Annotated in this window: 12 protein-coding genes and 1 pseudogene; 6 read left to right on the forward strand and 7 right to left on the reverse strand. The window is 41.3% G+C overall.

The window, feature by feature from the left end; translation table 11 throughout:
• On the reverse strand, positions 1–294 hold a 294-nt coding region (locus tag ACS72_RS18450; protein ID WP_212771706.1), incomplete at its 3' end, for a transposase family protein.
• Positions 295–689: 395 nt separating this feature from the next.
• Here ACS72_RS18450 and ACS72_RS18250 point away from each other — a divergent pair.
• Together ACS72_RS18250 and ACS72_RS15705 are read left to right on the forward strand one after the other, a co-directional pair.
• Positions 690–864, forward strand: a pseudogene (locus ACS72_RS18250) (aldehyde dehydrogenase family protein); the annotation flags it as partial.
• Between the two features lie 489 nt (positions 865–1,353).
• Positions 1,354–1,599 carry a hypothetical protein gene (locus ACS72_RS15705; RefSeq protein WP_008303959.1) on the forward strand — a complete coding sequence of 82 codons (246 nt, stop codon included), beginning with the start codon at positions 1,354–1,356 and terminating at the stop codon, positions 1,597–1,599.
• Between the two features lie 148 nt (positions 1,600–1,747).
• Here ACS72_RS15705 and ACS72_RS15710 read toward each other — a convergent pair whose 3' ends face one another.
• Together ACS72_RS15710 and queG are read right to left on the reverse strand one after the other, a co-directional pair.
• Positions 1,748–1,957 carry a hypothetical protein gene (locus ACS72_RS15710; protein WP_004892694.1) on the reverse strand — a complete coding sequence of 70 codons (210 nt, stop codon included), beginning with the start codon at positions 1,955–1,957 and terminating at the stop codon, positions 1,748–1,750.
• Between the two features lie 106 nt (positions 1,958–2,063).
• A complete protein-coding gene (gene queG / locus ACS72_RS15715) occupies positions 2,064–3,158 on the reverse strand; it encodes a tRNA epoxyqueuosine(34) reductase QueG (protein WP_048882648.1) in 1,095 nt (364 codons plus the stop codon).
• A gap of 23 nt (positions 3,159–3,181) precedes the next feature.
• Here queG and ACS72_RS15720 point away from each other — a divergent pair, with 23 nt between their 5' ends.
• The gene (locus ACS72_RS15720; RefSeq protein WP_048882649.1) at positions 3,182–4,654 is read left to right on the forward strand and encodes a bifunctional ADP-dependent NAD(P)H-hydrate dehydratase/NAD(P)H-hydrate epimerase; all 1,473 of its coding nucleotides are present in this window, start codon (positions 3,182–3,184) and stop codon (positions 4,652–4,654) included.
• A gap of 7 nt (positions 4,655–4,661) precedes the next feature.
• On the forward strand, positions 4,662–4,952 hold the full coding sequence (locus ACS72_RS15725; protein ID WP_048882650.1) for an acylphosphatase: 291 nt from the start codon (positions 4,662–4,664) through the stop codon (positions 4,950–4,952).
• On the opposite strand, the gene ruvC is transcribed toward ACS72_RS15725, so the two are convergent.
• The gene (ruvC, locus tag ACS72_RS15730) at positions 4,949–5,491 is read right to left on the reverse strand and encodes a crossover junction endodeoxyribonuclease RuvC (protein WP_004815506.1); all 543 of its coding nucleotides are present in this window, start codon (positions 5,489–5,491) and stop codon (positions 4,949–4,951) included. The two genes, ACS72_RS15725 and ruvC, sit on opposite strands and share 4 nt — an antisense overlap.
• A gap of 120 nt (positions 5,492–5,611) precedes the next feature.
• Between ruvC and ACS72_RS15735 the strand changes: the two genes are divergently transcribed.
• Entirely contained in the window at positions 5,612–6,178 is a 567-nt protein-coding gene (locus tag ACS72_RS15735) for an FxsA family protein (protein ID WP_048882651.1), read from the forward strand.
• 132 nt (positions 6,179–6,310) lie between these two features.
• Positions 6,311–6,949, forward strand: a complete 639-nt coding sequence (locus ACS72_RS15740) for a LysE family transporter (RefSeq protein ID WP_004815510.1) — start codon at positions 6,311–6,313, stop codon at positions 6,947–6,949.
• Here ACS72_RS15740 and ACS72_RS15745 read toward each other — a convergent pair.
• The 3 genes from ACS72_RS15745 to ACS72_RS15755 all read right to left on the reverse strand — a co-directional run.
• Positions 6,946–7,146, reverse strand: a complete 201-nt coding sequence (locus tag ACS72_RS15745) for a hypothetical protein (RefSeq protein ID WP_048882652.1) — start codon at positions 7,144–7,146, stop codon at positions 6,946–6,948. The two genes, ACS72_RS15740 and ACS72_RS15745, sit on opposite strands and share 4 nt — an antisense overlap.
• Before the next feature lie 173 nt (positions 7,147–7,319).
• Positions 7,320–7,565, reverse strand: coding sequence for a hypothetical protein (locus ACS72_RS15750; RefSeq protein WP_004815514.1), 246 nt, complete (start codon positions 7,563–7,565; stop codon positions 7,320–7,322).
• 302 nt (positions 7,566–7,867) lie between these two features.
• A partial coding sequence (locus ACS72_RS15755) for an FAD-dependent oxidoreductase (RefSeq protein WP_048882653.1) occupies positions 7,868–8,071 on the reverse strand: 204 nt, incomplete at its 5' end.

Raw genomic sequence — 8,071 nt, forward strand, 5'->3', positions numbered from 1 at the left:
GGGTAAATTAAACAGATTGGACCGAATTAGGCAGTCTTCAACATGACGGACAATTCTTGAGGCTGTGGGCTCTGAAACCCCGTAACTCGTCGCAACGTGAAATAAGGTTCGGTATTCCCGCCAATAGCTCAGACAGAGCAGAACCTGATCCTCCAGGCTTAACTTGGGCGGTCTGCCTTTGGCAGAGACATGCTTCTGCAATTGCTCAACCATCAAATAGAAAGTTGACCATGAGATGCCTGTGTATCGCTTGAACTGAGGATCAGAAAGCTTGTTTGAATCGATGTATTTCATCCGCAGATTATGCACGAATGCCAAGAAATCCGGAGTGCAAATATTAACCAAAAAGAAGATCGTTTTTTGATTTATGAAAGAGATCTGCTGTAAATATAAAATTTAAGTTTAGATCTAAGAATTATATATTCAGGGTTTTTGAAATGCCTGATTTCAATGACAAGACCCTATACCTCGCATATATGTCTCATCATTTAAGTAAGCTATAAGCCTATTAACAGGAAAGCTAGAAAAATGTAGATTTTTTATTTTATTAAATTTAAACAAACTAGATTAAATTTCCGGTGTAATTGACTTTTAATAATCCGTAATTGAAATAGGTAGCCTATAACTAGATGATTATGTAAAAAATTCGTTAAGACTTTTCTGATTACCGCTTACCGGGCTGGTCTACCATCGAGGTAGGTCTTGTATGAAGCAACTGTTATCATATCTATACGGCGCATGCAGCTTTCGGCGGTTATAAAAATCAGGTATTGACCGAGAGAACCACAAAATGATGCTGGATCATTTCAGTAAACCAAAAATCTACTGGTCAGTTATTTAACCAAGCCAGCCGGTTTCTTCTAAATTTCATTGAAAAGCGGACTTTGGTTCGCTTTTTTTAAAGATATCATTTCCAAAGATGGCGAAATTGCGATATACATCACATCAGATGATTAAAAGTATGAATCAATTGAAATTTAACTTTATCGGAAAGTTAAAAAAAGTATGAAATTGATTTTACATTTTGAAAAATTATGTTTATAAGTAAATGGTGGTTTTTTAATCAAAACAACAATAGACACTCAGGAAGAGTGAACTACAGAAGCGTATTTATATAATGGTGAAACAGGAGGTTTAACAATGCTTCAGCTTTTGAAAAAAATATTTTGCTTGCACATTTATGAATATCAACACATGGAAGAAATTGGCACACAGCGAGAATGTCGCAAGTGTGGTATCAGTAAAGATTAATACCTACCCCCCAAAAAAGTGAGCATTTGCTCACTTTTTTATGCCTGAAATTAAGAATATTCCGTTAAAATATGGCATTGTTAAAACGTCAATGGGGGCATAATGACTAAAGACTTTCAGGCTGAAACTTATATTGTTGATGAAAATCTCGCAGATACCTTACATTGGCTTAGTCTACATCAGGAAAGTTTCGAGTCACTGCATTATGATGCCATTACTCAGACACTTACAGTAGAACATGCCAATGGCAGTGATGTCATTCGGATAGGGGATTACCTCAATGCGAAATATGGCATCCTGATTACGGCACACAATTTTGCTGACACTTCTAACTTCGATCAAAAATAATCTATTTACGTGATTGGAGTTGAATCTGACCTGATAAATAGAAAATCTTTAATTAAAAAGGTTTATGAAGCGAAAATAAATAAATTTTAAACTCATATCATAAAGCCCACCTAAGGCGGGCTTTATTAACTTAAGAATCGATTTATTCCTATTCACGGTGATTGCCATGAATATTCTGATTTTGCAGATCTGCTCGATGCTGTTTATTTAAAACCCGTTCATCCTGCTCGTGCTGATTGTTCTTAGGCGAATTGACTGGCCCATGCTGCTGAGGTTGCTGCTGTTGCTGAATTTGATTCTGGTGTTCATTTTGCAGCTGCTCCAGTAACTCTTGATTTGGATTTTTTGATGACATCATCGTCCCTCCATTTCATTTCTGAGACTATTTAAATTTATGCCACAGTCTGAAAATAAGGTGTGTAAGGCTTTTAAGGGAATCTGTGACACCAGGTAAAAATAGACAATTATCTGGATTTAGAAAGTTGTTCCTGAATCGACCAATCGATATGTACCTGTACAACTTCATCATGTTGAGCGCGAGAGTTTTGCAAGGCCTGAATAATCGCTGGATTAAATGGCGCATTGCCTAAACCAATAGCAATATTGCGCATAAAGCTTTGATAACCGGTACGCCGTAGCGGACTACCTTCTGTTGAAGCTAAAAAGGTGGGCTCATCCCATTGCCATAAATCCAGCAGGCTGGCCTGATCCAGTCCATTCCGTGGATGAAAGTCTGCAATGGTCGTCGTCTTGGCAAAGCTGTTCCAGGGACAAATCAACTGACAGTCATCACAACCAAATACCCGATTACCAATGCCACGACGAAGATCTTCAGGAATAATGCCTTTATACTCAATGGTAAGATAGGCAATACAGCGCCGTGCATCCAGCATATACGGCTCAACAATCGCCTGTGTCGGGCAGATATCGATACAGGCCGTACAAGAACCACAGTGTTTGGTCGTCGGTTCATCAAATGGCAGTTCCAGTGAAGTAAACAGTTCGCCGAGTACAAAGAAGGAACCGGATTTTTTATGAATCAGCAGCGTATGTTTACCAGTCCAGCCCATACCGGCATTTTCAGCCAGAGACTTTTCAAAAACGGGTGCTGAATCGGCAAAAGGACGTGATTCAAATTCTCCGACTTTTTCTTTGATTTTAGCTGACAGCATTTTTAGCCGACCACGCATGGTCTTGTGATAATCACGACCACGGGCATAGCGGGCAATAATTGCAGAATTTGGTGCATCGGGAACCATTCTCGGTTCAGGTGATTCGACTAGATAATCCATACGCACACAGATCACAGAGCGAGTATTTGGAATTAATAGTGTTGGATCAGCACGTTTGTCCAGATTTTCTTCCAGAAATTTCATATCGCCATGATAACCACGCTCCAGATATTCTTGCAGACGTGGCAATTCTGCTTGAGCATCCGGCCGGGCAATGACACAATCAGAAAAACCCAATTCCAGCGCTTGTACTTTGATCCATGCTTTGAGGGCTTCTGGATCCTCTTGAAAAACCTGAATTTGCGCGGGAGAATCGGGTGTAATCATAAACCGGGAACAGGGAATAAAAAATGCAGCAACAAGTTTACCATAGCCCCGTTTATCATAGCCAAAGTATTCAAGCCTGGGAGCAGCGCTGGTTTGCTAAAAAAAACAGTTCTTATGGTCTGATGCAGCAAGTCGCCTGGAGCATTGTGCAGTGCCTGATTCCTTTATTTATTGAAGAAAATGTTCAAAAGGTCGCGGTCTGTTGTGGGCAGGGTAATAATGCCGGAGATGGCTATCTGGTCGGGAAGTACCTACAGCAGGCTGGTTTTGAGGTAGAGATTTATGCAGCAGAAAAGGGTGGTTCACAGGATCTGGCTTCGGCGATTCAGGAAGCACTTGATGCATGCATAAAAGTCTATCCGCATTTTGATTTTCAGACTGAATATGATGCCTATATTGATGCGTTATTTGGGATAGGTCTTAACCGTGATCTGAATGACACATGGCAACAGATGATTCTAAGTATTAATGCTCAAAAGGGCTTAAAAATCGCAATCGACATTCCAAGTGGTCTCCATGCTAATACTGGGCAACCTTTGCCAGTCGCTATTCAGGCTGATTATACTTACACGGCACTGGGGCTTAAAACAGGTTTGTTTACCGGGCAGGGGAAAGCCTATGCTGGGCAGGTAGAATGTATATCTGCAATTCCAATCGATGCTGAATTGAAACCTGTTGCTCAATTATCTGGTACTTATATCCATTTACCCAAACGTCAGGCTTTTGGACATAAGGGCAGTTATGGACATGTACTGGTGATTGGCGGTCATGCTGATATGGGCGGTGCGGTAATCATGTCAGCTGAAGCTGTATTTGCAGCAGGAGCGGGTAAAGTGACTGTTATTTGTGATGCTAAACATCATACGGCAATCCTTTCACGGGCACCAAATATCATGCTCAAAGATATGAATGCCCTAGATGAAGATCAGCGTGATAATCTGTTACAGCAAGTTGATGCCGTTTGTTTTGGTATGGGCTTGGGACGTGATCTCTGGGCTGAACAGCAGTATCAGTTCTGGTTTAGTGCCATTCAGCAATCTCAGCTGGAGATCGTACTAGATGCAGATGCGCTGTGGTTCCTGGCAAAGCGCCCAGAACAATTAAATCCACGAACTTATTGCACCCCTCATCCGGGCGAAGCAGCAACCTTATTAGGATATAAAACTCAAGATATCGAAGCTGACCGAATCGCTGCCATTCATACCTTACAGCAGAAATTCAAAGGACAGTGGGTCTTGAAAGGCTCGGGCAGTCTGATTCTGGAAGATCAGCTGTATATCTGTACTGCGGGTAATCCGGGTATGGGCACTGGAGGGATGGGCGATGTACTGGCTGGCATGATTGCCAGTCTGAAAGCCCAGTTGCATGAGAATATTCATCTGCATGAAATCGTGACTTTACATGCCTTGGCCGGAGATGAGTTGGCAAAATATGGTCAGCGTGGTTTGCAGGCACAGGATATGAAACAAGCCATTTATAAAGTGGTTAATCTTTAGGGAAGTCATGATACAGGCCGCGAAACTGATTATTTCAGGAACAGTGCAGAAAGTAGGCTATCGAAATTGGTTTGCAGTTCAGGCAGTAGAACTGGAATTAAAAGGCTATGTACAAAATCTGCCAACTGCACCGGTAGAGGCTGTAGTAGTTAGAGATGAGAGAAAAATTCAAGAGATGATTATACGTAGTCAAAAGGGACTAATTTATGCAGATTTGGCTGATATTCAACAACTTGAATTAAATCCTGCTGAATATCAGTTTGAAAATTTTCAGATCAATTATTCATATAATGATTAACGACGTCGGCTGACACGGCTACGCCCACGTGCCATACCTCCAAGCGCATTTAACACAGCCATCTTGCTCATGCTACCCGAAGCATGGGCATGACAGATTGCCGCAGCCAAGGCATCCGCTGCATCCTGTTGGGGTTTGATGCTGAGGTTTAAAATTTTCATGACCATCATCTGTACCTGCTCTTTTTCTGCCGCGCCGTAGCCAACGACAGACTGCTTGATCTGACGTGCCGTATATTCAGCGACTTGCAGATCCAGATTAACCAATGCTGCAATGGCTGCACCACGGGCCTGGCCGAGTTTCAGGGCAGAGTCCGGGTTTTGTGCCATAAAGACCTGTTCTACGGCCGCTTCTGTCGGACCATAGAATTTAACAATACGTTCAACCCCGGCAAAAATTCGCTTTAATCGCTCAGGCATTTCCGCAGTTTCCGTTCTGATGGTTCCTGCATCCACAAAAGACAGTTTGGAACCTTCTTTTTGAATAATGCCATACCCTGTAAGACGTGAACCTGGGTCAATCCCAATAATTAATGACATGCCTGCACTTTAAAAATAAAATAATGCCCATATTGTTACATAAGCGTATCAAAAAAGCTTGATCCTGATGAAGCAGTTGATTACATCCTTAATTATTGAATAGAGATTAGATTAATTTTCATGAAATTATTTCTTATTATCATTGCTGGCGTAATCCTGGAAGTATTTGTGTGGATTGGCGTGGGCGACCTCGTCGGGAGCATGTGGTACGTCTTTTTCTGGTTTGTGGCCGCATTCTTTATCGGTATGAACCTGATTCGCAAATATGCCACCGGACTCATGCCGCAGATGCAACAAATGCAAATGGGCCAGATGAGTGCCGATCCGGCCATGACCAATAATCTGCCGAAAATTCTGGCTGGGTTTTTCCTGCTGATTCCAGGTCTGATTACAGACGTGCTGGCGGTATTAATGCTGATCCCGGCTGTACAGCAGGCATTTAAAGCAGCGATGATGAAAGTCATGATGAAACGCCAGCAAGCCATGATGGAAAAAATGATGGGTGGCATGATGGGCGATATGGGCGGCGCTCAAGGTCAAAATCCATTTGCAGAAATGATGCGTCAGATGCAGGAAATGCAAAATCAGCAAGGTGGTCGTGGCGATTCAACCATTATTGATGGTGAAGCACGTGAAGTGACGCCAGAGGCGAAAAAGATTGAAATGAAAGATGTGAATCCAAAATAATTTCGATTTACATTTATGCAGCCGGATCCCATGATTCGGCTTTTTTATGTGAGTAAATTAAGATAAAAGTACTGCGAAAATTTAAACAAAAGTTATAATGCTGCGGTTTTAGTCATCGCTAATAGAAGAAATATGTCTTTGTTGTTAACCATTTGTGGTTTGCATTTTATTGCTCAACTGAGCCCCGGACCGGACGTCCTGCTGATTGCACGAAGTGCAGCATCTACTAATCGTTCCAATACCTTAAAAATTATTGCCGGCATTTCGGCTGGGATTGTGGTTTGGGTGGTACTGACCCTGGCTGGTTTTACCGTGCTGATTGATCAATTCCCCTGGATTCAGCAAGTACTCATGATTGTGGGTGGAGCATTTCTGGCAAGAATGGGCTGGGCGATGCTCAAAGGCGGATTACAGGCATTTAAACAGCGCCATGAAGCCAGCGATGATCAAATAATGATGAATGAAGCGAAAAATTATTTTACTTTGGGTTTATTGACTAATCTGTCTAATCCCAAAACACTGATTTATTTTAGCAGTGTTTTTTCATTGGCCCTCAGCTCATCAGCTTCAGATTATCTGAAATCACAGCTGGCAGTGATTATTCCACTACAAACTTTCCTGACTTTTGCTTTGCTGATGCTACTCATCTCTCAGCCGAAAATCAAAGTGCTGTACCAACGTGCAGGCAACTATATAGATTTGATTTCGGGCATACTGTTCCTGATCTTTGCAATCTGGCTTTGGTATGACGCATTGGTTTTAATGAATTAAGAAGAACAATCCTGACGAGAGAGATCTTGGTCAACTAAAATAGGGGAAACAGTAGTTTCCTCTTTTTTTTCATCTGTTTTTTGTGAAGAGCTATAACGGTTTGGATTTAACGTGGCTTCTGTATTTTCTGAACCTTGATAACTGCGACTGCGGTTCGCACGTTCTCTTAAACCACCTTTGCGAATTAACTGCACCATACTCAAAACCTCTACAAGACTTGTATTATTGTAAATCAACTGGGCAGAGCATTGCGGAATTTCTAAGATATATACCTAGTCTTGCAAGAATCAGTGTTTATAAAATGATTTGGCCTGATACTGAATATCAGGCCCCTGAGGAAAATGAACCATGAAAATCATCACTGTTTGAATTAAGAAGATTGTTTTACTTCAAGTTGTAATGCATTGAAAATAGTGTCTTTGGTGGGTACATCCTGTTGGGCTTGTGAAGAGACATGAACCACTTTAAATACGACTGCTGCAGCTAAGCAGGCCAATAGGCACAACATCCAGAAACTATAAGGACTTCTGATGCTGTGTGAGCCACAATTTGGACATGAGGTATCGGTAGATGAAACAGCTTTATTGCAGCATGCACAATGATATTGATACTGCATATTCTTCTCCTTATTTTACTAGTTTTTATGGTTATTATTTTTAAACATCAATTTTGAATTGTGTGTTTATATTATGTGAGGAAATGTTTGTATTCGATAGTGCATAGTGAGGTTAAGCATGTAAGCAATTGTGGACAATGTTTTATCCAGAAAGAGTTTTAATTTATTTAAATTATCTGATGATGAACAGAATTCCCTTTAAAAATTCTCAACGACTCTATTCAAGCATATCGCCTATTTAATGTAATCTTTAAATAAAAACAGCCTGCATAAAGCAGGCTGTTTTTATTTAATTCAAATGATTACTGACCTGAACGGATGATGTAGTCAAATGCAGACAGTGATGCTTTCGCGCCTTCACCTGTGGCAATGATGATCTGCTTGTAAGGTACTGTGGTGCAGTCACCCGCAGCAAATACACCTTTCACATTGGTTTCATTGCGCTCGTTAATCACAATCTCACCGCGGTTGCTTAACTCAACTTTGGTTTCTTTCAGGAAATCCGT

It is taken from the genome of Acinetobacter sp. VT 511, from assembly GCF_001077515.1.
GTDB lineage: Bacteria > Pseudomonadota > Gammaproteobacteria > Pseudomonadales > Moraxellaceae > Acinetobacter > Acinetobacter schindleri.